This is a genomic window from Mycobacterium sp. SMC-2, assembly GCF_025263485.1.
In the GTDB taxonomy this organism is placed as follows: domain Bacteria; phylum Actinomycetota; class Actinomycetes; order Mycobacteriales; family Mycobacteriaceae; genus Mycobacterium.
Map to the genome: position 1 here is coordinate 4387105 of NZ_CP079863.1, position 22470 is coordinate 4409574.

General features: G+C 68.4%; 23 protein-coding genes. 12 read left to right on the top strand and 11 right to left on the bottom strand.

Features of this window, described 5'->3' with window-relative positions:
- The first annotated feature begins 50 nt into the window (after positions 1-50).
- Positions 51-929 (top strand): ribokinase, encoded by an 879-nt coding sequence (locus KXD96_RS20530; RefSeq protein ID WP_260739312.1) that lies wholly within the window; start codon positions 51-53, stop codon positions 927-929.
- On the opposite strand, the gene KXD96_RS20535 is transcribed toward KXD96_RS20530, so the two are convergent.
- Positions 926-1753: a GntR family transcriptional regulator gene (locus KXD96_RS20535; protein ID WP_260739313.1), complete on the bottom strand. Its 828-nt coding sequence runs from the start codon at positions 1751-1753 to the stop codon at positions 926-928. The two genes, KXD96_RS20530 and KXD96_RS20535, sit on opposite strands and share 4 nt — an antisense overlap.
- Before the next feature lie 76 nt (positions 1754-1829).
- On the opposite strand from KXD96_RS20535, the gene KXD96_RS20540 reads away from it, so the two are divergent.
- The 6 genes from KXD96_RS20540 (at position 1830) to KXD96_RS20565 (ending at position 7002) form a co-directional block, all read left to right on the top strand.
- Complete coding sequence (locus KXD96_RS20540; protein WP_260739315.1) at positions 1830-3251, top strand: MmgE/PrpD family protein; 1422 nt, start codon at positions 1830-1832, stop codon at positions 3249-3251.
- A 10-nt stretch (positions 3252-3261) separates the two neighbouring features.
- Positions 3262-4146 carry an oxaloacetate decarboxylase gene (locus KXD96_RS20545; protein ID WP_260739317.1) on the top strand — a complete coding sequence of 295 codons (885 nt, stop codon included), beginning with the start codon at positions 3262-3264 and terminating at the stop codon, positions 4144-4146.
- Entirely contained in the window at positions 4137-5384 is a 1248-nt protein-coding gene (locus tag KXD96_RS20550; RefSeq protein ID WP_260739319.1) for an aconitase/3-isopropylmalate dehydratase large subunit family protein, read from the top strand. The genes KXD96_RS20545 and KXD96_RS20550 overlap by 10 nt, the downstream gene beginning before the upstream one ends.
- Positions 5381-5941: a 3-isopropylmalate dehydratase gene (locus KXD96_RS20555; protein WP_260739321.1), complete on the top strand. Its 561-nt coding sequence runs from the start codon at positions 5381-5383 to the stop codon at positions 5939-5941. Before KXD96_RS20550 ends, KXD96_RS20555 begins: the two co-directional genes overlap by 4 nt.
- Complete coding sequence (locus tag KXD96_RS20560) at positions 5941-6486, top strand: YbhB/YbcL family Raf kinase inhibitor-like protein (protein WP_260745475.1); 546 nt, start codon at positions 5941-5943, stop codon at positions 6484-6486. The genes KXD96_RS20555 and KXD96_RS20560 overlap by 1 nt, the downstream gene beginning before the upstream one ends.
- Before the next feature lie 108 nt (positions 6487-6594).
- Positions 6595-7002, top strand: coding sequence for a hypothetical protein (locus KXD96_RS20565; protein WP_260739323.1), 408 nt, complete (start codon positions 6595-6597; stop codon positions 7000-7002).
- A 46-nt stretch (positions 7003-7048) separates the two neighbouring features.
- Here the strand turns inward: KXD96_RS20565 and KXD96_RS20570 are convergent, their stop codons facing one another.
- A complete protein-coding gene (locus KXD96_RS20570; protein WP_260739325.1) occupies positions 7049-9091 on the bottom strand; it encodes an NAD(+) synthase in 2043 nt (680 codons plus the stop codon).
- A 59-nt stretch (positions 9092-9150) separates the two neighbouring features.
- On the opposite strand from KXD96_RS20570, the gene KXD96_RS20575 reads away from it, so the two are divergent.
- Complete coding sequence (locus KXD96_RS20575) at positions 9151-9690, top strand: cysteine hydrolase family protein (protein ID WP_260739327.1); 540 nt, start codon at positions 9151-9153, stop codon at positions 9688-9690.
- Between the two features lie 88 nt (positions 9691-9778).
- Positions 9779-10624, top strand: a complete 846-nt coding sequence (locus KXD96_RS20580) for a Sir2 family NAD-dependent protein deacetylase (protein WP_260739328.1) — start codon at positions 9779-9781, stop codon at positions 10622-10624.
- Here KXD96_RS20580 and KXD96_RS20585 read toward each other — a convergent pair.
- On the bottom strand, positions 10621-11889 hold the full coding sequence (locus tag KXD96_RS20585) for a cytochrome P450 (RefSeq protein ID WP_260739329.1): 1269 nt from the start codon (positions 11887-11889) through the stop codon (positions 10621-10623). The genes KXD96_RS20580 and KXD96_RS20585 overlap by 4 nt on opposite strands.
- Before the next feature lie 102 nt (positions 11890-11991).
- Between KXD96_RS20585 and KXD96_RS20590 the strand changes: the two genes are divergently transcribed.
- The 3 genes from KXD96_RS20590 to KXD96_RS20600 are packed head-to-tail and all read left to right on the top strand — an operon-like array spanning position 11992 to position 13635.
- Positions 11992-12666 (top strand): TetR/AcrR family transcriptional regulator, encoded by a 675-nt coding sequence (locus KXD96_RS20590; RefSeq protein WP_260739330.1) that lies wholly within the window; start codon positions 11992-11994, stop codon positions 12664-12666.
- Positions 12667-12698: 32 nt separating this feature from the next.
- Positions 12699-13190: a MarR family winged helix-turn-helix transcriptional regulator gene (locus KXD96_RS20595; RefSeq protein ID WP_260739331.1), complete on the top strand. Its 492-nt coding sequence runs from the start codon at positions 12699-12701 to the stop codon at positions 13188-13190.
- A gap of 25 nt (positions 13191-13215) precedes the next feature.
- A complete protein-coding gene (locus KXD96_RS20600) occupies positions 13216-13635 on the top strand; it encodes a DUF5313 domain-containing protein (protein WP_260739332.1) in 420 nt (139 codons plus the stop codon).
- 5 nt (positions 13636-13640) lie between these two features.
- Here KXD96_RS20600 and proB read toward each other — a convergent pair whose 3' ends face one another.
- The 8 genes from proB to KXD96_RS20640 all read right to left on the bottom strand — a co-directional run bounded on the left by proB (position 13641) and on the right by KXD96_RS20640 (position 22468).
- The gene (gene proB / locus KXD96_RS20605) at positions 13641-14744 is read right to left on the bottom strand and encodes a glutamate 5-kinase (protein ID WP_260739334.1); all 1104 of its coding nucleotides are present in this window, start codon (positions 14742-14744) and stop codon (positions 13641-13643) included.
- Positions 14741-16183: a GTPase ObgE gene (gene obgE, locus KXD96_RS20610; protein WP_260739336.1), complete on the bottom strand. Its 1443-nt coding sequence runs from the start codon at positions 16181-16183 to the stop codon at positions 14741-14743. Before obgE ends, proB begins: the two co-directional genes overlap by 4 nt.
- A gap of 81 nt (positions 16184-16264) precedes the next feature.
- Positions 16265-16531: a 50S ribosomal protein L27 gene (rpmA, locus tag KXD96_RS20615; RefSeq protein ID WP_260739338.1), complete on the bottom strand. Its 267-nt coding sequence runs from the start codon at positions 16529-16531 to the stop codon at positions 16265-16267.
- Between the two features lie 15 nt (positions 16532-16546).
- Positions 16547-16858 carry a 50S ribosomal protein L21 gene (gene rplU, locus KXD96_RS20620; RefSeq protein WP_260739339.1) on the bottom strand — a complete coding sequence of 104 codons (312 nt, stop codon included), beginning with the start codon at positions 16856-16858 and terminating at the stop codon, positions 16547-16549.
- A gap of 214 nt (positions 16859-17072) precedes the next feature.
- Positions 17073-19886 carry a ribonuclease E/G gene (locus KXD96_RS20625; protein ID WP_260739341.1) on the bottom strand — a complete coding sequence of 938 codons (2814 nt, stop codon included), beginning with the start codon at positions 19884-19886 and terminating at the stop codon, positions 17073-17075.
- Between the two features lie 327 nt (positions 19887-20213).
- Positions 20214-20624, bottom strand: coding sequence for a nucleoside-diphosphate kinase (ndk, locus tag KXD96_RS20630; RefSeq protein ID WP_260739342.1), 411 nt, complete (start codon positions 20622-20624; stop codon positions 20214-20216).
- Positions 20625-20678: 54 nt separating this feature from the next.
- Positions 20679-21029 (bottom strand): DUF4233 domain-containing protein, encoded by a 351-nt coding sequence (locus tag KXD96_RS20635; RefSeq protein ID WP_260739344.1) that lies wholly within the window; start codon positions 21027-21029, stop codon positions 20679-20681.
- Positions 21026-22468: a folylpolyglutamate synthase/dihydrofolate synthase family protein gene (locus KXD96_RS20640; protein ID WP_260739346.1), complete on the bottom strand. Its 1443-nt coding sequence runs from the start codon at positions 22466-22468 to the stop codon at positions 21026-21028. The genes KXD96_RS20635 and KXD96_RS20640 overlap by 4 nt, the downstream gene beginning before the upstream one ends.
- Positions 22469-22470 lie beyond the last annotated feature (2 nt).

A 22470-nucleotide genomic window follows, 5' to 3' on the forward strand; every position in this document is an offset into this window, starting at 1 on the left:
CGACGGCGCCGCAGACGGTTTGGCTCCTGCAATCGACTGACGTCAACGTAATGGCACGAGTCTGTGTGGTCGGCAGCGTGAACATGGACCTGGCGCTGCGCGTCCAGGCCCTGCCCCGTCCCGGCGAGACGGTGCTGGCGTCTTCCTTGACGTACGCACCCGGCGGCAAGGGCGGCAACCAGGCCGTGGCGGCGGCGCGCGCGGGCGCCCAGGTGCAATTCGTCGGGGCCGTCGGCGACGACCCGGCCGCCGAGCAGTTACGCGCCCACCTGCTCGCGAACGGCGTCGGGCTGGACGGGACCGCGGAAACGACGGGAGCGAGCGGCACGGCGGTCGTCGTCGTCGATGCCGGTGCCGAGAACACCATCGTGGTCGCGCCAGGCGCCAACGGGCGGCTGAGGCTCGACTCCGCGGACGTGCGGGCGGTCATCGCCGACTGCGACGTGTTATTGACGCAGTTGGAAATTCCGATGGAGGCGGCGGTCGAAGCGGCACAGCGGGCCCGCTCGGCGGGGGCGGTCGTCATCGTCAACGCCTCCCCGGCCGGCCAGGATCTCGGCTCGTTGTCCGACCTGGCCGACGCGGCCGACGTAGTGATCGCCAATGAAGCCGAGGCGGGCGAGTGGCCGTGGCGGCCAAGCCACCTGGTGACCACACTGGGTGCGCGCGGCGCGCGGTACGTGGGCGCCGACGGTGACTTCCTGGTGCCTGCTCCGACGGTAGCCGCGGTGGACACCGCCGGGGCCGGGGACGTGTTCGCGGGCGTGCTGGCGGGCAGCTGGCCACGCAATCCGGGTTCGCCCGCCCGGCGGCTGCGCGCGTTGCGGCGCGCCTGCGCCGCGGGCGCGCTGGCCACGCTGGTGCCCGGGGCCGGCAACTGCGCACCGGACGCCGAAGCGATCGACGCGGCGCTGCACGACGACCGCTAGCCGGTATCGCCGCCGACGTCGTGGGCGATTCTCAGGCCGTCGCCGGTCTCCAACTCGTCCGCCGTCTGGCTGAGCAGCAAACGGCTGCGGCTCGGTGACAGCACCGTCGACAGGTAATGATGCGGCGCCTCAGCCACGAACGCCAGGCGGTTGATGCGCAGCAACGCGGCGCCGATGGCCGTGTCCAGCAGCTGCGCGTTGCGCGGTCCCGCGATCTCGGCCGTGATCTCGTGCCGCACCCGGTCCACGGCGACGCCCGCCTCCGACAGCAGCCGGTATAGCGGCGCACGCCGCAACTCCGGCTCGGTCAGCACGTCGGCCAATTCCTGCGGCAGCCAGGCTTCGGTCACCATCAACGGCTCATCGGTCCTGCGTTGGCGCCGCACTCGGACGATGTGGAGCAACTCGTCGGACGTTTGCAGGGCCGCGCCAATGGGCTGCGGCGGACGGTGCTTCCCGAGTTCGACGACCTCGGCCTTGGTTTCGAATTGTGTCTGTCGCAGTCCCTGCATGAACGAACGCCCCGCCCCTGGAGCGCCCGAGGCGTCCGTCGGTCCGTGCGGCCGCACAAACGACCCGACGCCGTGCCTGCGCTCGATGTAGCCCTGTTCGGCCAGGTCCGCCAGCGCCCTGCGCACCGTGATGCGCGACACTCCGAACTGGTCGCACAGGGTCTGCTCGGTGGGCAACGCGTCGCCAGGGGCGATGACGCCGCGGTCGATCTCGTCGTGCAGCACCAAGAACAGCTGCCGGTGCAGCGGCACCCCGGCCGCCGCCGAGACCGGCCCACCTCTGCCCTGCCGCACGGTGGTCAATGCTTCCACACGACCCTCCCTTGCACGGCCCGACGAGTTGTTATATGTATATAACAACTTACCTCTAGTCCTCCGGAGGGATCCGATGAACGCGCTGGCCGCCACCGACCCGGCCGGGTCGACCGGGCGACTGGCCACCTGGATCGCTGGCCTCACGCTCGACGACATCCCGCCGACCGTCCTCGACCGCGCGAAACACCTTCTGCTGGATGGCATCGGCTGCGCACTCGTCGGGGCGCAACTGCCGTGGTCACGCGTCGCAACCGACGCCGTCCTCGCGTTGGAAGGCCGCGGCGACGCCGCCGTCATCGGCACCGGACGCACGGCCCCGGCACCCGCAGCGGCGATACTCAACGGCACGTTCATCCAGGGCTTCGAGCTCGACGACTTTCACCCCCTCGCCCCGCTACATAGCTGCGCGCTGCTGATTCCCGCGCTGCTGTCGACGGTGTGCACGCGGCCGCACCCCTCGACGGGCCACGAACTGCTGCTGGCTGCCGCCGCCGGCTTCGAGGTGGGTCCCCGCGTCGGCTACACGCTGCACGGCACCCAGATGCTCGATCGGGGCTGGCACTCGGGGTCGGTTTTCGGAACCCACGCCGCGGCGATGGCCTCCGGAAAGTTGCGCGGGCTGTCGCCGGCGCAACTGGAAGACGCCCTCGGACTGGCCGGTACCCAGTCGGCGGGACTGATGGCCGCCCAGTACGAGGCCATGAGCAAGCGCATGCACCACGGTTTCGCGGCGCGCAACGGCTTCTACGCAGCGGGGCTGGCGGCGGCCGGCTACACCGGCATCAAGCGGGTGTTCGAGCGTGAATACGGCGGATTCCTCAGCGTTTTCGGTGAGGGCCACGATCCCGACGCAGCATCACTGACCGGCGAACTCGGCCAACGGTGGGAGACCACCACCATCATGGTCAAGTCCTACGCCGCGATGGGTGGCGTGCACGCGGCGATCGACGCCGCCCGGCAATTACGCGGCTCGGTTGTGCCCCAGGATATCTCGAAGATCGACATCACCGTCGGCGAGACCATCTACAAGCACGGCTGGTGGCGGCCGCAGCGACCCCTCCCCCCGATCGGTGCCCAGATGAACATCGGGTACGCGACCGCCGCGGCGCTGCTGGACGGAAACGTGCTACCCGAGCAATTCACCCCCGCACGCCTCGATTCCGACGACATCTGGTCGCTCATCGCCGCGACGACGGTTCACCTCGACGAATCACTCACCCACGCCGGCATCACCGAGAAGTTTCGCACCGACGTCGTGGTGACCACCCGCGACGGCGAAGTCCACCGCGCCCGCGTGGCCTTGCCGCACGGCGCGCCCAACGATCCCGTCACCAACGACGAAATCGTCGACAAGTTCCACTCACTCGCCGACCGGGTCACCAGCCGCGCGCGGGCCGAAGCGATCGAACAAGCGGTGGTCCATCTCGACGACCTCGATGACATCGGGCAACTGATGGATCTGCTCGCGGCCCCGGTCGCGGGCGCCCTGGACTGAAAGGAGAGCCATGCCCAGCACCCCGGCCCGCCAACGGCTGAAGGACTTACTCAGCACTCGTGAACTCATCGTCGCCCCAGGCGTTTTCGACGGCATATCTGCACACCTGGCCAGGTGCACCGGCCACGTTGCGGCGTACATGACGGGTGCCGGTGTGGCAGCCTCCGGTTTCGGCCTACCCGACATCGGGCTGGTCACCGCGACCGAGATGGCCGGCCGGGTCGCGATGATCACCGACGCGTTGGGCGACATCCCGTTGATCGCCGATGCCGACACCGGCTATGGCGCGCCCATGAATGTGGTGCGCACCGTTCGCTCCTACGACGCGGCGGGGGTGGCAGCAATTCAGTTGGAGGATCAGGTCTTTCCGAAACGTTGCGGACACATGCCCGACAAACAGGTGGTCGACGCGGCGGTGTTCGAACAGACACTCGCCGCGGCGCTGGACGCCCGATCCGGCGACGACCTGCTGGTGGTGGCCCGCACCGACGCACGGGCCCCCCTCGGTCTGGACGCTGCCATCGAGCGCGCCAACCGGTACGCACATGCCGGCGCCGACATCATCTTCGTCGAGGCGCCGCAGGACGCCGGCGAGATCGAGCGCATCGCAAGGGAAGTGGACGCCCCGCTGCTGATCAATCTGGTGCTCGGCGGCCGGACGCCGCTGCAGTCGGCCGCGCGGCTGCAGGAGTTGGGCTACGCTATCGCGATCCATCCGAGCAACCTCTTGATGCAGGCGACTTTTGGTATGCTGCAGAGCCTTTGCGAACTGAACGGCACTGACATCGCCGGCCACCCTCTCACCACACCGGCCGACTTCTTCAACATGGTGGGGATGGCTGAATGGCTGGAACGCGACGCCCGATACGCCCGCAAGGACCGCTCGTGGGCATGACGATCATCGAGAAGATCTTCGCCCGCAAGGCCGGTCTGGACGCGGTGTCGGCGGGTGACACGGTGGTGGTCGACGTCGACATGACCGTGCTGATCGATCTGCAGTTCGCCACGATGTGGATCACGCCCAACCGAATCCACGACCCCGAGAAACTGGCCGTCGTCATGGATCACGCCGTTCCGGCGCCGACCATCAAAGATGCCGCCGCCGGCCCGCAGGCCCGCAAATTCGTCGCCGACTTCGGCATCGAACGGTTCTACGACGTCGGCAGGCACGGCATCTGTCACCAGGTGATCGCGGAGAACGGACTGGCACGGCCCGGAGAAATCTTGGCCTGCACCGACTCTCACACCTGTGCCGCGGGCGCTTACAACACCGCCGCGCGGGGCCTCGGGCCCGCGGAGATCTATTCGATCATGTGCACCGGCGCGACGTGGTTCCAGGTCGCGCCCACGATCCGCTACGAGCTCGAGGACGTCAAACCACAGACCGTCAGCGGCAAAGACATCTTTTTGCACATCGCCAACGAGTACGGCGATGCCCCGAACCTGAACCTGGAATTCGGTGGCAGCGGCCTGGCCGGCATGCCGATGCACGACCGGCGCACCATCGCTACGCAGTGCGCCGAGGTTTCCGCCGACTTCGCCACGTTCGAGCCCGACGATGTGTTGGCGTCGTTTCTGCGCGAGCGCGGCGTCGCCGGATACGACGCCGCCACACCGGATTCCGACGCCACGTACCGGGAGATCCGGCATGTCGATCTTTCGACGCTGGAGCCTTACGTAGCCCGGCCGGGAACGGTCAGCCGCAACGGGCTGCCCGTCTCCCGGCTGGAGCGCCGCAACGTCGACCAGGCCTTCATCGGCTCGTGTGCGAACGGCCAGCTCGAGGACCTCGAGATCGCCGCGCGGGTGGTCCGCGGCAAGTCCGTCGCACCGGGTGTGCGCTTGTTGGTCACGCCCGCCTCGCAAGCGGTGTACCGGGACGCCATGCGGCTGGGCTATCTGCAGGACCTGGCCGACGCGGGTGCGGTCATCACCAACTCCACCTGCGGCGCCTGCTTCGGCTACCACATGGGGGTGGTCGGTCCCGGCGAAGTGTGCATCACCTCGAGCACCCGCAACTTCACCGGGCGCATGGGTAGCACCGAGGCGGAGATCTTCATGGCGTCACCGGCAACCGTTGCCGCGTCGGCTATCACCGGCTATATCACCGACCCGAGGAGTGTGACGGCATGACCGTGGTGTTCGGCGGGCGAGTCTGGATGTTCGGAGACAACCTGAACACCGATGCCATGTACCCCGCCTTCGCGATGAAGATGGACCCGGCCGAGGCGGCCAAGCACGTCTTCTACGAGGTCCGCCCGGGTTGGACCGACCAGGTGTCCCCGGGTGACATTGTCGTAGCCGGTAGGAACTTCGGGCTGGGATCGTCGCGGCCGGTCGCGGCCCTTTTTGTCGAGCTCGGCGTCGCGGGGCTGGTCGCCGAGGAGTTCAACTCGCTGTTCTTCCGCAATGCCGTCAACGCCGGCCTGCCGGCGATGACCGTGCCCGAGGCCACCAGCGTTTTCCACGAAGGCGAAACCGGAACCTTCGACCTGACCGGCGGCACCTGGCGTAACGACACCACGGGTGCGTCCGGAAGTGTCGCCAAACTCCCGGGCCTCATCCTCGACATCATCGAGAGCGGTGGCGTGCTGCCGCGCTTGGTCGAGCAGGGTTATCTCCCAGCTGAATTGGGCGATCTTTTACGGTCTCCCACCGTCACGATTCGCGGCGCGGGCAGCGGAGCATGATGGCGCCGGTGGGCAGGCTGCTGCGTGGGGTCCGCGCCGGCGCACACCGCAGTCCCCTTGCCGGGCCGGCGTTCGATGCGCCCACCTCCATTAGCGTCAGCAGCGCCGCGTTCACCGATGGGGGCTGCATGCCGACCTCCAGCGCCGGCAAGGGCGTCGGGGACAACGTCTCGCCGCCGTTGCGGTGGAGCGCGCCGCCACCAGGGACCCGCCAGGTAGTGCTCATCATCGACGACGTCGACGTCCCGCTGCCCCGCCCGCTGCTGCACACCGTCGCGGTGATCGAACCCACGCTGGACGGCCTCGGCGCCGGCGGGCTGCGACCGGGCGCGTCAGGCATCCGCTGCCTTCGAACCGATCTCGGCCACCACGGCTACGCCGGGCCCCGCCCGATCCCCGGCCATGGCCCCCACCACTACCGATTTCAGGTGTTCGCGATTGACCACGCAGTCCCGGACCACGTCACCACAGCCAAGCCGTTGCTGACCGCGATGAGGGGGCACGTGCTGGCCCGCGGTGTGCTGACCGGAACCTACGAACGCTGACCCCGCTGACCTGCGGTTGGCAGTGATTGGCAGCTTCCCGCGTCGATCTGGCAGTGGCTGGCGGGCAGCGTCGGTGGCGACCTCCCAGCCATCGACGAAAGGAACATCATGTCCGCCACCACGATTGACCGCACGGGCACCCGGGACGGGCTGCTTCGCCTGGCCATGCGCGCCGACGCCGCCATCAGTGGGCTTATCGGCCTGGCCGGTATCCCGCTGGCCGGCCGGCTCGCCGAGCTCTCGGGCACCACGAAGGCGTTCGAGTACGCCATGGGCGCATTCCTGGTCGCCTATGGCGTGCTCGTGTTCGGGCTCGCCCGCCTGCCGTCGGTGCGCCGAGCCGGAATGTGCGTCATCATTGGCAACTTGACGTACACGGTGGCCGCCGTCGTTCTGGTGCTCGCGGACGTCTTCCCGCTGACCTCGGCGGGCGTCGCGTTGAATCTGGCGGCCGGCGCCTACACGCTGGTGTTCGCGGAGCTGCAATACCAGGGGTGGCGTCGCGCGAGGGCGTGAGCCGGACGCCGTGAGCCCGCCCTGCCCGGGCGGGCTCACGAGCGCGCTACTCCTCGGGAATCTGGCGCTCGATCTCGTCGAGCCAGATGCGCGCGGACATGTCCGACGGGGCGCGCCAATCACCGCGCGGCGACAGCGCACCACCGTGGGACACCTTGGGGCCGTTCGGCAGCGCCGAGCGCTTGAACTGGCTGAACGAGTAGAAGCGCTGCACAAAAACGCCGAGCCAGTGCCGAATCTCCTTCAGCGAGTAAGTCGGTCGCTTGTCCTCCGGGAATCCAGGCGGCCAGGTCCCACGCTCAGGGTCGCTCCACGCGTGCCAGGCCAAGAACGCGATCTTCGACGGCCGGAACCCGTAGCGCAGCACATGGAACAGCGAGAAGTCCTGCAGCGCATAGGGTCCGACCTTTTCCTCGCTGCTCTGCAGCTCTTCCTCTTCGCCGCTCGGAACGAGTTCCGGGGAGATCTCGGTGCCGAGCACCGACTGCAGCACGTCGGTGACCTCGGAGGAGAACTGGCCGGACGAGATGACCCAGCGGATCAGGTGCTGGATGAGCGTCTTCGGGACACCGCCGTTGACGTTGTAGTGGGACATCTGGTCGCCCACCCCGTACGTGGACCAGCCCAGCCCCAACTCGGAGAGGTCACCGGTGCCGAGCACGATGCCGCCGCGCTGGTTGGCCAGGCGGAAGAGGTAGTCGGTGCGCAGTCCGGCCTGGACGTTTTCGAAGGTGACGTCGTAGACCTTCTCGCCGCGACCGAACGGATGGTCGATCTCTTTGAACATCAGCATCGCGGTCTCGGTGATGTCGATCTCGGCGAAGGTGACCCCGAGCGCGCGGCACAGCTCGATGGCGTTGCGTTTGGTGCGATCGCCCGTCGCGAAACCGGGCAGTGTGAAGGCCAGAATGTCGCTGCGCGGCCGTTCTTCGCGGTCCATCGCGCGCGCGGCGACGATCAGCGCGTGCGTCGAGTCCAGGCCACCGGAGATCCCGATGACCACCTTTGGGTAGTTCAGCGCGCGCAGCCGCTGCTCGAGACCGGCGACCTGGATGTTGTAGGCCTCGTAGCAGTCCTGTTCCAGGCGTTGCGCATCGGCAGGCACGAACGGGAATCGCTCGATGTCACGGCGCAATCCGATGTCGCCGCCCGGCGGGTCCAGCCGGAAATCGATGCGCCGGAACGCCTCGGCCGAGCCGCGGTGGTGGCGCCGGTTGTCGTCGAACGTCCCCATGCGCAGCCGTTCTGAGCGCAGCAGGTCGATGTCGACGTCGGCGACGCTGCGCCGCTCGCCTTTCGGGAAGCGCTCGGATGAGGCCAGCAGTTCGCCGTTCTCCCACACCATGGTCTGGCCGTCCCAGGCCAGGTCGGTGGTCGACTCGCCCTCGCCCGCGGCGGCATAGACGTAGGCGGCCAGGCACCGCGCCGATGCCGAGCGGGCCAGCAGGCAGCGGTCCTCGGCGCGGCCGATCGTGATGGGGCTGCCGGACAGGTTCGCCAGCACCGTCGCGCCGGCCAGCGCCGCCTCCGCACTGGGCGGGATCGGCACGAACATGTCCTCGCAGATTTCGACGTGCAGCACGAAGCCGCGGACATCGGACGCGGCGAACAGCAGGTCGGAGCCGAACGGGACATCGGCGTCACAGATCCGGATGGTGCCGCGCTCGTCGTCCCCGGCCGCGATCTGGCGGCGCTCGTAGAACTCCCGGTAGGTGGGCAGGTACGACTTCGGCACCACCCCGAGCACGGCGCCGCGGTGAATGACCACCGCGGTGTTGTAGATGCGATGCCGGTACCGCAGCGGGGCGCCGACAACCAGGATCGGCAGCAGATCGGTCGAGGACGCGACGATGCTCTCGATGGCGGCCTGCACATCGTCGAGCAACAGGTCCTGCATCACGATGTCCTCGATGGAATACCCGGAGAGCGTCAGCTCCGGGAACACGGCCACCGCAACGCCGTCGTCGTGGCACTCGCGCGCCAGCCCCAGGACCGACTCCGCGTTGGCCGCCGGATCGCCGATCGTGGTGTGATGGGTGCACGCGGCGACCCGGACGAAGCCCTGGCTGTAAGCGTTGTAGAAGTCCATCGCCCTTCCATTGTCGCCTGACCGGTGTCAACCCGCGGCCGCCGGGTATCCCCTCCATCATGAGCGATACTGCCGTCGTCGTGGTCGACATGATGAACACCTATCAGCATCCCGATGCTGAACAGCTAATACCCAATGTCGCCAAGATCATCGACCCGCTGGCCGATTTGGTCCGGCGCGCACGCGAATCCGACGACGTCGACCTGATCTACGTCAACGACAACTACGGCGATTTCGCGGCCCAGTTCTCCGACATCGTGGGCTCCGCGCTCGACGGCGCGCGTCCCGATCTGGTGAAACCGATCGTCCCGGCCGGGGACTGCCGCGTCCTGACCAAGGTGCGGCACAGCGCCTTCTACGCGACCGCGCTGGCGTATCTGCTGAACCGGCTGGAGACCAAGCGGCTGATCATCGCCGGCCAGGTCACCGAGCAGTGCATCCTCTACACCGCCCTCGACGCGTACGTGCGCCATTTTCCCGTCGTCATCGCGACCGACACCGTCGCCGGCATCGACGCCGAGCTGGCCGCGGCCGCGGTGAAAATGATGGAGAAGAACATGTCCGCGGAGCTCACCACCGGCGCGGAGTGCCTGGGCTAGAAGCCCGCGAGGGGCCGCACAATGCCAGCGGCATCGGCGTGTCGGCGTACAAACACGGACGGTCGCGAAGGGCGGCTACCCTGGCACGGTGACCCGCTGCGCCGAATCGCCGGAGCTGGTCGCCCTGCTGGCCGGCCTTCGGATCGCGGTGCTGACGGGCGCGGGGCTATCCACCGACTCCGGCATCCCCGACTACCGCGGGCCTGATTCGCCGCCCAGCAACCCGATGACGATCCGCCAGTTCACGTCGGATCCGGTGTTCCGGCAGCGCTACTGGGCGCGCAATCACGTCGGCTGGCGCCACATGGACCACACCCTGCCCAACGCCGGGCACCGGGCGTTGGCCGCCCTCGAGCGCGCTTCCGTGGTGACCGGGGTGATCACGCAGAACGTCGACCTGCTGCACACCAAGGCCGGCAGCGCGAACGTCGTCAACCTGCACGGCACCTACGCGCGGGTGATCTGCCTGGGCTGCGGGTACGCCATAAGCCGCGCCGCGCTGGCCGACGAGCTGGAAGCGCTCAACCCGGGATTCATCGAACGTGCCGAAGCGGTCGGCGGTCTCGCCGTGGCGCCCGACGCCGACGCCGTCGTCGCCGACACCACGTCGTTCCGCTATCTCGACTGCCCGCGCTGCGGCGGCATGCTCAAGCCGGACATCGTCTATTTCGGCGAGAACGTCGCCAAAGCCGTTGTCGACCAAGCCTATTCACTGGTGGATGAAGCCGATGCGCTGCTGGTCGCCGGCTCGTCGCTGACCGTGTTCTCCGGCTACCGGTTCGTGCGTCACGCCGCCGCGCGCCGCATGCCGATCACCATCATCAACCGGGGCCGTACTCGGGGCGATGCGCTGGCCACCGTCAAGGTCGACGGCGGCTGCTCCGAACTGCTGACGTTGCTAGTGGACGAGTTATCGCCGATACCAACGCGTTAGAACATGCACGGCATGCTGCGGACGGCGTGGATGAAGTTGCCCGCCACGTAGTTCGGCTCGCCCGCCTGAATGTCCGGCACCTGCCGCAGTAATTCGGCGAAGATGGCGCGCAGCTGCGCCCGGGCCACATGTGCGCCGAGGCAGAAGTGCACCCCGCCCCCGCCGAAGCCGACGTGCGGGTTGGGGTCGCGGCTCAGATCGAAACGCTCCGGATGGTCGAAAGCCTCGGTGTCCCAGTTGCCGGACGGGTAGAACATCACCACCTTTTCACCCGCCCGGATGATCTGGCCACCCAGCTCGACATCCGTTGCCGCCGTCCGCCGGAAGGTCATCACCGGGCTGGCCCACCGAATGAACTCCTCGACCGCCATGCTGATCCGGTTGTCGAAATCCTCGAGGAGCCAGGCCCTCTCGTCGGGAAAGTCGGTGAGCGCCTTCATCGCATGGCTGGTGGTCTGACGGGTGGTGTCGTTGGCGGCCACGGCCAGCAGCACGAAGAACGCGGCCACCTCCGCGTCCGTCAGCCGGTCACCGTCCACCTCGGCGTTCACCAGGCCGCTGAACAGGTCGTCGCCCGGCCGCTCGCGGCGCTCCGCGGCCAACGTGCCGGCAACCTGATGCAGGTACATCTGACTTTCCACCAAGACCTCCAGCGGATTGCGCCCGCCGAGGTAAACGGGATCCGCCCAGCACACCATCGCATCGGCGGCGTGCGCCACCCGCTCACGCTCGGATTCCGGGATTCCCACCATGTCCGAGAGCGTGCGGATGGGCAGTTGCTTCGCGCAGTGCTCGACGAAATCGACGCCGCTGCCTGCATTCCGGAGCTCTTCAACGATGGTTCTGGCGTTCGCCTTGATCGAGTCCTCGATGCGGCGGACCTGCCGCGGGGTGAACGCCGCGCTGACGAGCTTGCGCAGCTTGGTGTGTCGCGGTGGGTCCATCGCCAGGAAGGATTGCGACGCCTCGAGCAGTTCGGGGGGGACGTTCTCGAACAACACGCCCCGGCCGGACAGGAAGACCTCGTTGTTGCGGCTGACCGAGACGATGTCCGCGCGCCTCGTGACCGCCCAGTAGCCCGGGTCGTCGGGATCGGGCATCAGGGCGTCCTCGACCGGCGGGTGCCAGCTCACCGGCCGCTCGGCCCGCAGCACCGCGAACGAACGTTCCCGATCGGCCGCGGTCGTCGACCAAAATGCGCGCGAGGACAGGTCGATGGGGTCGTAGGCGCGCTCGATGCCCGACCTCCCGGTCATCACGGTCATGGCGATCCTCCGTTGCGTATGACCTCGGTCACAATTGCCCGCAACACTATTCCTAGACATAGTGTCTAGTCAAGTCGTCAAATAGCGGTCTATGCTGGGTGAATGCCATCGGTTACGCGCAAGCGGCAGGCCAACCGCGAACGGGAACGTCAGCAGCGGCGCGAACAGATCGAGCGCCGGTTGCTGGAGGCCACCGAGCGGCTGATGCGCGAGGGCGCCAGTTTCACCGAGCTCAGCGTGGACCGGCTGTCGGGCGCGGCCGGCATCTCCCGCGCGAGCTTCTATATCTACTTCGAGGACAAAGGCCACCTATTGCGCCGCCTGGCCAACCAGGTGTTCGCCGATCTCGCCGACAACGCGGATCGCTGGTGGAGCGTGGCGGCGCGGCACGATTCGGGCGACGTCCGTGCCGCGATGGACGGCATCCTCGCCAGCTATCGGCGTCACCAACCGCTGCTGGTCGCGCTCAACGAGATGGCCGGCTATGACCCGCTGGTCGCGGCGACCTACCGCAACCTATTGACCGCCGTTACCGGGCGGATGACCCGCGTCATCGAGCATGGCCAGGCCGACGGCTCTATCCGGCCAGAGCTGCCTGCGGCCACCACCGCCAGCGCGCTGACGTGGATGGTGGAGCGCGCGTGCCAGCAAAACCTTCCGACCGCGTCCGCCGGTTACGACGCCGAACTGGCCGCCACACTGGCTGAGATCGTTTGGGGCGCACTGTATCTCAAGCCAACCACAGTCACCACGGACCCTGTGACGAACACAATATAGTTAGTGCACTAATAATTAGGTACCTTGCAAGTATGGCGCAGTTGACCGCACCGGAGACCGACCCGCTCTCCCTCGAGCAGCAGGTCTGCTTTGCGCTGAGCGTGACCAACCGCGCGGTCCTGGCCGTCTACCGGCCGTTATTGGAGCCGTTGGGGCTGACCCACCCCCAATATCTGGTGATGCTGACGCTCTGGGGTCACCAGAAGGCGGCAACACGACAGCAGAAGCCGCTGTCGGTCAAGGAGATCGCCACCACGCTGCAGATGGATTCGGCGACCCTGTCGCCGATGCTCAAGCGCTTGGAGGCGCTCGGCCTGATCACCCGTGCACGAAGCGCCGTCGACGAGCGCTCCACTGACGTCAAACTCACCGGCAAAGGGACCGCTTTACGCCGACGTGCGTGCAAGATTCCGCCCGCCGTGGTCGAGCGTCTCGGCGTCGGCATGGGCGAACTTGCGCACCTGCACCAGGTGCTCACCCGCGTCAACGCGGCCGCCTTGGCGGCGGGCGCGCTACAGTCCTGAAAACCGGCCCTAGGAGCCAGCCACCATGACCAACACCAAACCCAACGTTTGGCAATACATCGCCTACTCGTACGGTCGATGCCTACCCGACTCGATGCGCGACTGGGTCGCCAACGATCTGGCGGGCAAGGGAGCCGTGCGCCGGCACATGTTCCGGTGGGCCGTACCCCCGCTGTTCGTCCTCGCGCCCCTCTGGCTGCTGCCCGCATCGCTGTATGTGCACACCGAGATGACGGTGCCGCTCTACGTCTGGGCCCTGCTGATCTCGCTTGCGCTGAACAAGGTCTGGCGCCGACACCGGTTGGCGCAGCATGGCCTCGACCCCAACCTGGTCGATGTGCTCAAGAACAAGAAACAAGCGAAGATGCATGAGGAGTACGCCCGCCGTTTCGGCCCGCGTCCCGAATCGGCTGCGTGGCAGGACAACAGCAACCCCTTCAGCTAGCCGGCTTACACCGCCACCAGGTCGTCGGCGTGCACCGCGGGCCGGCGAAGTTCGCCCGGCAGCTCGGAGGTCGACCGGCCGATCATGGTCGCCAGTTCGGTGGCGTCGTAGGCCACCACGCCCCGGGCCACCATGGCCGCGTCCGGGCCGCGCAATTCGACGACGTCTCCGGCGTAGAACCGGCCCGACACCGCGGTGATCCCGGCGGCCAGCAGTGAGCGGCGCTGGGCGACCACCGCGCGCACCGCCCCCTCGTCCAGGGTCAACGCACCGGCCGCCTCGGCGGCATACCGCACCCAGAACCGGCGGGCCGACATCCGGACGGGCCGCGCGGCGAACACGGTGCCGGCCGAGGCGTCGGTCAGCGCGGTCGCGGCGGCGGAGGCGGCGGCCAGCAGGACCGGCACCCCGGCGTCGGCCGCCAGCAATGCCGACGACATCTTCGACACCATTCCGCCGGTACCCAGGTCGCTGCCCGGGCCGGCGACCACGCCGGACAGATCCGCCGCGCCGGACACTTCCGCAATGAATCGAGCGCCCTTGCTTTTTCGGGGATCGGAGTCGTAGAGACCGTCGATGTCGGAGAGCAGCACCAGGGCTTCGGCGCCGACCAGGTGAGCCACCAGCGCCGACAGCCGATCGTTGTCACCGAACCGAATCTCGTTGGTGGCCACGGTGTCGTTCTCGTTGACGATCGCCACCGCGTGCAGGGCGCGCAGCCGGTCCAACGTGCGCTGGGCGTTGGTGTGCTGGGCCCGCATCGAGATATCGTGCGCGGTCAGCAGCACCTGACCCACCGTGCGGCCATACCGCGCGAACGCCGCACTCCACGCGTTCACCAGCGCGACCTGCCCCACGCTCGCCGCGGCCTGCTTGGTCGCCAAATCCTTGGGGCGGCGGGCTAATCCGAGCGGCTCGATACCGGCGGCGATGGCGCCCGAAGAGACGATGACGACGTCGGTGCCCGCCTTCATGCGCGACTCGATGGCGTCGGCCAGCCCGGCCAGCCGGGCGGCGTCGAACACGCCGGAATCGGTGGTCAACGCGTTGGTTCCGACCTTGACCACCAGGCTGCGCGCGGTCCGGATGGCGTCGCGCTGAGCGCTCACTGTTCGTCACCGCGTTCGCGGCGCTGACGCCGGGCCGCCTTACGCTCCGAGGCACCGGTGCGATCGCTACGTTCCAGCCGCACATCGGTCCCGCGGCCCGACATCGCCACGTGTTGTCCCGCAGGCGTTTGCGGCTCCCAGTCGAATGTCATGTCCCCGATGCTCACGGCGCACCCGGGTTGCGCGCCGAGCCGCAGCAGTTCCTCCTCGACACCCAACCGGGCCAGGCGGTCGGCGAGATAACCGACGGCTTCGTCGTTGTCGAAGTTGGTCTGCCGGACCCAACGCTGGGGCCGGGCGCCGGTGACCACAAAGCCGCCCTTGCCGTCCGGCTCGACGGTGAAGCCGCTGTCGTCGACGGGAACCGGACGGATGACCGGCCGCCGCGGCACGATCTCCGGCCGGGCGGCGTTGTATTCCGAGATCATCCGCCAGAGCCCGAATACCAACGGCTGCAACCCTTCCCGCGACACCGTCGACACGAGGAACACCGGCCAGCCGCGCTCGGCGATCTCGTCGCGGACGAACTCGGCGAGCTCACGCGCCTCGGGCACGTCGATCTTGTTGAGCACCACCGCCCGTGGCCGCTCGGCGAGGTCACCCAGCGTCGTATCCCCTTGCAGGGTAGGCGTGTACGCGGCGAGTTCGGCTTCCAGCGCGTCGATGTCGGAGATCGGGTCGCGGCCCGGCTCCGCGGTGGCGCAGTCGACGACGTGCACCAGCACGGCGCACCGTTCAATGTGCCGAAGGAAATCCAGGCCCAGGCCGCGGCCCTGCGACGCGCCGGGGATCAGGCCCGGCACGTCGGCGACGGTGAAGGTGTGCTCGCCCGCCGACACCACACCGAGGTTGGGCACCAGCGTGGTGAACGGGTAGTCCGCGACTTTCGGTTTGGCCGCCGAGATCGCCGACACCAGTGACGATTTGCCGGCCGAGGGAAACCCGATGAGACCGACGTCGGCGACGGTCTTGAGCTCCAGCGTCAGGTCCCGCTCCTCGCCCTGTTCCCCGAGCAGCGCGAAACCGGGGGCCTTGCGCGCGCGCGAGGCGAGTGCCGCGTTGCCCAGGCCGCCACGACCTCCGGCCACCGCTTCGAAGCGGGTGCCCGCACCGACCAGATCGGCTAGCAGCCGCCCATTTTCGTCCAACACGACGGTGCCGTCGGGAACTTTGACCTCTAAATCCGCGCCGGCCGCCCCGTCGCGGTTGTTGCCCATCCCCTGCTTGCCCGACGGCGCGGTGACGTGCGGATGGAAGTGGAAGTCCAGCAGGGTGTGCACCTGCGGGTCGACGACGAACACGATGCTGCCGCCGCGCCCGCCGTTGCCGCCGTCGGGACCGCCCAGCGGCTTGAATTTCTCGCGATGGACCGACGCACAGCCGTTACCGCCCGAACCCGCACGCGCGTGGATGACGACGCGGTCGACGAACCGGGGCATCGAGGATCCTCCCAACCGCCGAACGTGTACTCACTGCGAACTTCGCGTTCGATTTTCGCAGTGAGCGCACGCTCGCGATGGTCAGTCGGTGGTCTGGTCGGCCGCGGCGATGCTGACGGTTTTGCGTCCGCGCTTGATGCCGAACTCGACGGCTCCGGCGGCCTTGGCGAACAACGTGTCGTCGCCGCCACGCCCGACGTTGAGGCCGGGGTGGAACTTGGTGCCACGCTGGCGAACGATGATCTCGCCCGCCTTGACGATCTGGCCGCCGAACCGCTTCACGCCAAGCCGCTGAGCAGCGGAATCGCGACCGTTCCGCGAGCTGGAAGCGCCCTTCTTGTGTGCCATTTCTGTCGCCTCCCGCTACTTGATCCCGGTGACCTTCAGGACCGTCAGCTGCTGACGGTGTCCCTGACGCTTGTGGTAGCCGGTCTTGTTCCTGAACTTGTGGATACGGATCTTGGGGCCCTTGGTGTGCTCGAGCACCTCGCCGGTCACCGCCAGCTTGGCCAGCGCCGCGGCGTCGGTGGTCACCTTCGCGCCGTCCACGACCAGGGTGACGGGCAGCGAGACGTTCGCGCCGGGGTCGGAGTCGAGCTTCTCGACCTTGACCACGTCCCCGACGGCGACCTTGTACTGCTTGCCGCCCGTCTTGACGATTGCGTAGGTCGCCATCGTTGCTCCTGCCTTCTTTCCTCTGCTCAGCCGCTTCTTCGGCTCTTCGCGCGCGAGCCACCGGCGGTGCGCTCGGACAAAGCTCAGTGGGTCTGGGTTGCGGGTCCGCGCCGACTGCCCGGGAGTCCCGCTGTCGCCGGCCAAAGTCCACACGGCCTGGCGACAACTGTCCTAGGGTACTTGACCAGCGGCTACAGGGTCAAACCGGGTCGGGTCAGTCCGCGTGGATCGGCGGGCCTGCCGGCCGGCCCGCCGCGCGGCGCCGCCGGGGACGTCCGAACCCCGATCCGGCGCTGTAGGACGCTTCGGACCCCTCGTCGGAGTCGTCGGAGTCATCGGAGTCGGAATCCTCGACGTCCAGGTCGTCGTCGTCCATCTCCAGGTCGTCGTCATCGTCGCCAAGGTCTTCCTCGTCGTCGAGGTCCTCGTCCTCGTCCTCGTCCTCGTCGAGATCCTCGTCGGTGTCTTCGTCAGACTCCTCGAAGTCCTCTTGGTCGGTGTCCTCGATCTCGGCTACGTCGCGCTGCTTCTGCTCATCGAGCTCGTTGGCCGCTTCCTCGGCGGACTCGTCGGACTCTTCGTCCTCGCGGCCGTTCTGCGCCGAGCCGCCGGCGGCCATCGCCTTGAACATCGGGTGCTCGCCGGGAGCGTGGGCCGGCACCTTGGCGACCACCGGCTCCTCGGCGCGGTTCTTCTTGGAGCGCCTGCCGCGGCGACCACCGGACTCGGACTTGCGCCCGTTCGAGGGGGCCGAGTCCACCGGGTCGGTGTGCAGCAGGATCCCGCGGCCGCTGCAGTGGGGGCACGACGTCGAGAACGCCTCGACCAGCCCTGTCCCCAACCGCTTGCGGGTCAGCTGAACCAAGCCCAGCGACGTTACCTCGGACACCTGATGGCGGGTGCGGTCGCGAGCCAGCGCCTCGGTCAGACGCCGCAACACCAAGTCGCGGTTGGACTCGAGGACCATGTCGATGAAGTCGATGACCACGATGCCGCCGATGTCGCGCAGCCGCAGTTGGCGGACGATCTCCTCGGCCGCCTCGAGGTTGTTCTTGGTGACGGTCTGTTCCAGGTTGCCGCCGGACCCGGTGAACTTGCCGGTGTTGACGTCGACCACCGTCATGGCCTCGGTGCGGTCGATCACCAGCGTGCCGCCCGAGGGCAGCCACACCTTGCGCTCCATCGCCTTGGCGAGCTGCTCGTCGATGCGATGCACCGCGAACACGTCGGGGCCGGCCTGGCCGTCCGGGCCGGCGGGGGGTTCGTACTTGCTCAGCTTCGAAACCAGGTCGGGCGCAACGGAATTCACGTAATCGGTGATCGTCGTCCACGCTTCGTCACCGGAGACGATCAGGCCGGTGAAGTCCTCGTTGAACAGGTCACGGATGACCTTGACGAGCACGTCGGGCTCTTCGTACAGCGCGACGGCGGCGCCGGCGGCCTTATCCCTGACCTCGGTCGCCTTGGCCTCGATTTGCTTCCAGCGCTCCTGCAGGCGGGTGACGTCGTTGCGGATGTCGTCCTCTTTGACGCCCTCGGACGCGGTGCGGATGATCACCCCTGCATCCGACGGCACCACCTCGCGCAGGATTTCTTTGAGCCGCTGCCGCTCGACGTCGGGCAACTTGCGGCTGATCCCGGTCGACGACGCGCCCGGCACATACACCAGGTACCGGCCGGCCAGCGACACCTGGGTGGTCAGGCGGGCGCCCTTGTGCCCGACGGGATCCTTGCTGACCTGGACTACGACATAGTCACCCGGTTTGAGCGCCTGTTCGATCTTGCGGTCGGAACCGCCCAGCCCCGCGGCTTCCCAGTTGACCTCGCCGGCGTAGAGCACGCCGTTGCGGCCGCGGCCGATGTCGACGAACGCCGCCTCCATCGAGGGCAGGACGTTCTGCACGATCCCGAGATAGATGTTGCCCACCAACGAGGCGGACGCGGCCGACGTCACGAAGTGCTCGACGACGATGCCGTCCTCCAGGACCGCGATCTGGGTGTACCGCGCCCCCTGATGCGGCGGCTCGGTGCGGACCCTGTCCCGCACGACCATGACCCGTTCGACGGCCTCGCGGCGCGCCAGGAACTCCGCCTCGGTCAGGACCGGCGGCCGGCGCCGCCCGGCGTCGCGGCCGTCTCGTCGGCGTTGCCGCTTGGCCTCGAGTCGAGTGGAGCCGTCGATGCCCTTGATCTCGGCGTTCGCCGAGCCGTTTCCACCGTCGCCGCCGCTCTTGCCGTTGCGGGGCGGCCGCTCGTGCACCACCGTGTTGGGCGGGTCGTCGGGCGATGGGCTTTCGTCACCATCGTCACCCGAGCCCGACTTGCGGCGGCGGCGCCTGCGGCGGCGGCGGCTGGCGCCCTCCGCCGAACCGTCGTCACCGGTGTCGGAGTCCTCGGAGTCCGAATAGTCGGAGCCCTCTTCGCCGTCCTCCTCCTCGGCGTCGGAGGAGTCGCCCCGGCCCGCCTTCTGGCCCCGCTGTTGCGACTCTTCGTCGTCATCGTCGTTCTGGTTGTCCGGTCCGCCCTGCTCGCCGCGGCCGCGACCGCGACCGCGGCGGCCTCGACGCCGCCGCCGGTTGGCCGGTCGATCGGTCTGGTCGTCTTCGTCCTCGGTGTCGGAATCGTCGGAGTCGGAGTCGGAGCCGCCGTCGGCGTTCGCGTCGTCTTCGTCCGCCTCGATCGGCTGCGGCGCGACGAACAGCGGCATGTAATGCGGCCGCTCGATCGCCGTCTCCAGCATCAGCCGGGATTCGGGTTCGTCGGCGTTTTCGCCGCCGGCGACGGCGGTGTCCTCGGCGCCTCCGCCGGGCTGGGCGGCAAGCAGGTCGCGTACGCGGACCGCGTCCTCGCGGTCGACGGTGGAGTGCGCGCTGCGTACCCGCCCGTCGAGTTCGCTCAGCGCGTCCAGCACCCGCTTACTGCTGGTTCCCAGCGTTCGTGCCAGCGAATGGACTCTCAGGCGGTCCGGCAGTTCGCCGGGCCGGGTCGGCTCTTCGGATGACTCTGCAGATGGTGCACCGTCTACCACGTATTCTCCTCAAGCCCCCGGGCGCGTCCTTGCGACGCGGCCACGCGAGGGCTTCGCTATGGGCCCGGGTGTTTCCCCGGGCTTGTGATGGTCTCGCCCCGAGCGGTTCGCGGGGAACGCACTCGGCGCCGTGCTGAATGACGGCTTGACATGCCGCGCACCAACGCGCTGTGACGATGATCGCGCTTGTCTAAGTCTTCATTCGGGTGTCCGAAGCCGGTCCGGCGACGTTCACCCTCCGTCAGTATCCCACATCACTCGGCGGGCCCACCCGCCCCCGAGCAAACGCGCCGTCCGCGGCGTGACGCGCCCCCGTCAGCGGGCACGCTACGCGTCCGGAAACCAGAGCTGGATTTCGCGCTTGGCGGACTCCGGGGAATCGGACCCGTGCACCAGATTGAACTGCGTCTCTAGCCCGAAATCGCCCCGGATCGTCCCGGGTGTTGCCTTCTCCACCGGGTCGGTGCCCCCCGCGAGCTGCCGAAACGCGGCGATCGCCCGCGGTCCCTCGACAATCGCCGCCACCACCGGCCCCGAGGTGATGAACTCCAGCAGCGAGCCGAAGAACGGCTTGCCTTCGTGCTCGGCGTAATGCGCGGCGGCCAGGTCCTGGCTGACGCGCCGGAGCTCCAGCGCAGCGATGGTCAGGCCCTTCCGCTCGATGCGGCCGATGATTTCCCCCACCAACTGCCGCTCGACGCCGTCCGGCTTGATCAGTACCAGGGTCCGTTCCGTCACGGCGCACAGCGTACAGAACCGGGCGGCGACCGCGGTCGGCCCTTTACGGGCCGCCTAGAGCCGGCGGCGCCGCACCTCGGCGCGGAAGTACGCGAGCAAGGCCCACAACCCGGTGAACAGCACCCCGATGAACCCGACGCCCGGGTACACCGCGAAGCCGGCGAGCAGGACCGCCTGGACGCTCAGGTTCACCCAGATCGCCCACGGTTTGCGCTGCACCACGCAGAGCAGGACGAGCAGCGCGGCCACGCCGATCAGATAGCCCAGCGACACCGGCGTCAGCCCACCACCGACCGCGCCCACCACCGGGATCGCCAGCAACACCACGATCGCTTCCAGCAGCAGCGTCGCGGCCATCACCGCTCCGAAGCTCTTCCAGGGGTCGGCCCGATTCTGGTCGGTCATTCCGGATCACGACCGAACAGGGTCCGCGCCGCCCCGGCGGTGACGACCGAGCCGGTGATGACGATCCCGGTTCCGGAGAACGCTTCGGCTTCCCCGTGCAACGTCGCGTCGTCAACCAGCGCGGTCGCGGCGTCGATGGCGTCGCGCAGGTTCTCGGCGGAGACCACCCGGTCGGGCCCGAAGCGCTCCCCCGCCGCCAGCGCCAGCGACTCGACGTCCAGTGCCCGCGGCGACCCGTTGTGGGTCACCACGACGGAGTCCAACACCGGCTCGAGCGCGGCGAGGATGCCGTTCACGTCCTTGTCGCCCAGCACGCTTAGCACCCCGACCAGGTATCGGAAATCGAATTCGTCGCTCAGGGTCTGCGCCAGCGCGGCGGCACCGGCCGGATTGTGCGCGGCGTCGACGAACACCGTGGGCGCGCTGCGCATGCGTTCCAGGCGGCCCGGGCTCCTGACGGCGGCGAACCCGGCCCGCACCGCCTCGATGTCGAGTTGCCGCTGCGCGCCGGCGCCGAAGAACGCTTCCACCGCCGCGAGCGCCACCGCGGCGTTGTGCGCCTGGTGTTCGCCGTGCAGCGGGAGATAGATGTCGGAATACACCCCGCCGAGGCCCTGCAGCTGCAGCACCTGTCCGCCGATCGCGACCTGACGGCCCAGGACCGCGAACTCTGAGTCCTCGCGGGCCACGGCGGCGTCGGCGCGCACGGTCTGGGCCAGCAGCACCTCCATCGCTTCCGGCGCCTGGCGCGCGAGGACCGCGACGGTGTCGGGCGCACCCTCGGGAGCCTTGGTGATGATCCCCGCCTTCTCGCCGGCGATGCCGGCCAGGTCGTCGCCGAGGTACTCGACGTGGTCGACGCCGACGGGGGTGATGACCGCCACCGGCGCGTTGATCACGTTGGTGGCATCCCACCGCCCGCCCATGCCGACCTCGACGACCGCGACGTCGACGGGCGCGTCGGCGAAAGCGGCGAACGCCATGGCGGTCAGCACCTCGAACTTGCTCATCGCCGGCCCGCCGGCGGCCTGTGACTGCGCGTCGATCATGTGCACGAACGGCTCGATCTCCCGGTACGTGGACACGTACTGCGCCGGGGTGATCGGCCGTCCGTCGATCGCGATGCGCTCCACCGCCGATTGCAGGTGCGGGCTGGTGGTCCGCCCCGTGCGCCGGTGCAGCGCGGTCACCAGAGCGTCCACCATGCGCGCCACCGACGTCTTGCCGTTGGTGCCGGCGATGTGGATCGAGGGATAGGCCAGTTGCGGTGAGCCCAGCAAGTCCATCAGTGCGCTGATCCTGGTCAGGCTCGGATCGATCTTCGTCTCCGGCCAGCGTTGGTCCAGCAGATGTTCGACTTGCAGCAGCGCGGCGATCTCGTCCGGGGTGGGAGCCAGGCTGGTTTCGCCGCGCTCGGGCCAGTCGGGGGGCTCGGTCATCG

Excerpts from the sequence above, each read along its gene's own strand:
- KXD96_RS20560 (WP_260745475.1), top strand. The coding sequence starts at position 5,941 with ATGGCGCCGGTGGGCAGGCTGCTGCGTGGGGTCCGCGCCGGCGCACAC.
- KXD96_RS20565 (WP_260739323.1), top strand. The coding sequence starts at position 6,595 with ATGTCCGCCACCACGATTGACCGCACGGGCACCCGGGACGGGCTGCTT.
- KXD96_RS20530 (WP_260739312.1), top strand. The coding sequence starts at position 51 with ATGGCACGAGTCTGTGTGGTCGGCAGCGTGAACATGGACCTGGCGCTG.
- KXD96_RS20590 (WP_260739330.1), top strand. The coding sequence starts at position 11,992 with ATGCCATCGGTTACGCGCAAGCGGCAGGCCAACCGCGAACGGGAACGT.
- KXD96_RS20635 (WP_260739344.1), bottom strand. The coding sequence starts at position 21,029 with ATGACCGACCAGAATCGGGCCGACCCCTGGAAGAGCTTCGGAGCGGTG.
- KXD96_RS20585 (WP_260739329.1), bottom strand. The coding sequence starts at position 11,889 with ATGACCGTGATGACCGGGAGGTCGGGCATCGAGCGCGCCTACGACCCC.
- rplU (WP_260739339.1), bottom strand. The coding sequence starts at position 16,858 with ATGGCGACCTACGCAATCGTCAAGACGGGCGGCAAGCAGTACAAGGTC.
- KXD96_RS20555 (WP_260739321.1), top strand. The coding sequence starts at position 5,381 with ATGACCGTGGTGTTCGGCGGGCGAGTCTGGATGTTCGGAGACAACCTG.
- rpmA (WP_260739338.1), bottom strand. The coding sequence starts at position 16,531 with ATGGCACACAAGAAGGGCGCTTCCAGCTCGCGGAACGGTCGCGATTCC.
- KXD96_RS20575 (WP_260739327.1), top strand. The coding sequence starts at position 9,151 with ATGAGCGATACTGCCGTCGTCGTGGTCGACATGATGAACACCTATCAG.
- obgE (WP_260739336.1), bottom strand. The coding sequence starts at position 16,183 with ATGCCCCGGTTCGTCGACCGCGTCGTCATCCACGCGCGTGCGGGTTCG.
- KXD96_RS20540 (WP_260739315.1), top strand. The coding sequence starts at position 1,830 with ATGAACGCGCTGGCCGCCACCGACCCGGCCGGGTCGACCGGGCGACTG.
- KXD96_RS20570 (WP_260739325.1), bottom strand. The coding sequence starts at position 9,091 with ATGGACTTCTACAACGCTTACAGCCAGGGCTTCGTCCGGGTCGCCGCG.
- KXD96_RS20600 (WP_260739332.1), top strand. The coding sequence starts at position 13,216 with ATGACCAACACCAAACCCAACGTTTGGCAATACATCGCCTACTCGTAC.
- KXD96_RS20545 (WP_260739317.1), top strand. The coding sequence starts at position 3,262 with ATGCCCAGCACCCCGGCCCGCCAACGGCTGAAGGACTTACTCAGCACT.
- KXD96_RS20595 (WP_260739331.1), top strand. The coding sequence starts at position 12,699 with ATGGCGCAGTTGACCGCACCGGAGACCGACCCGCTCTCCCTCGAGCAG.
- KXD96_RS20640 (WP_260739346.1), bottom strand. The coding sequence starts at position 22,468 with ATGACCGAGCCCCCCGACTGGCCCGAGCGCGGCGAAACCAGCCTGGCT.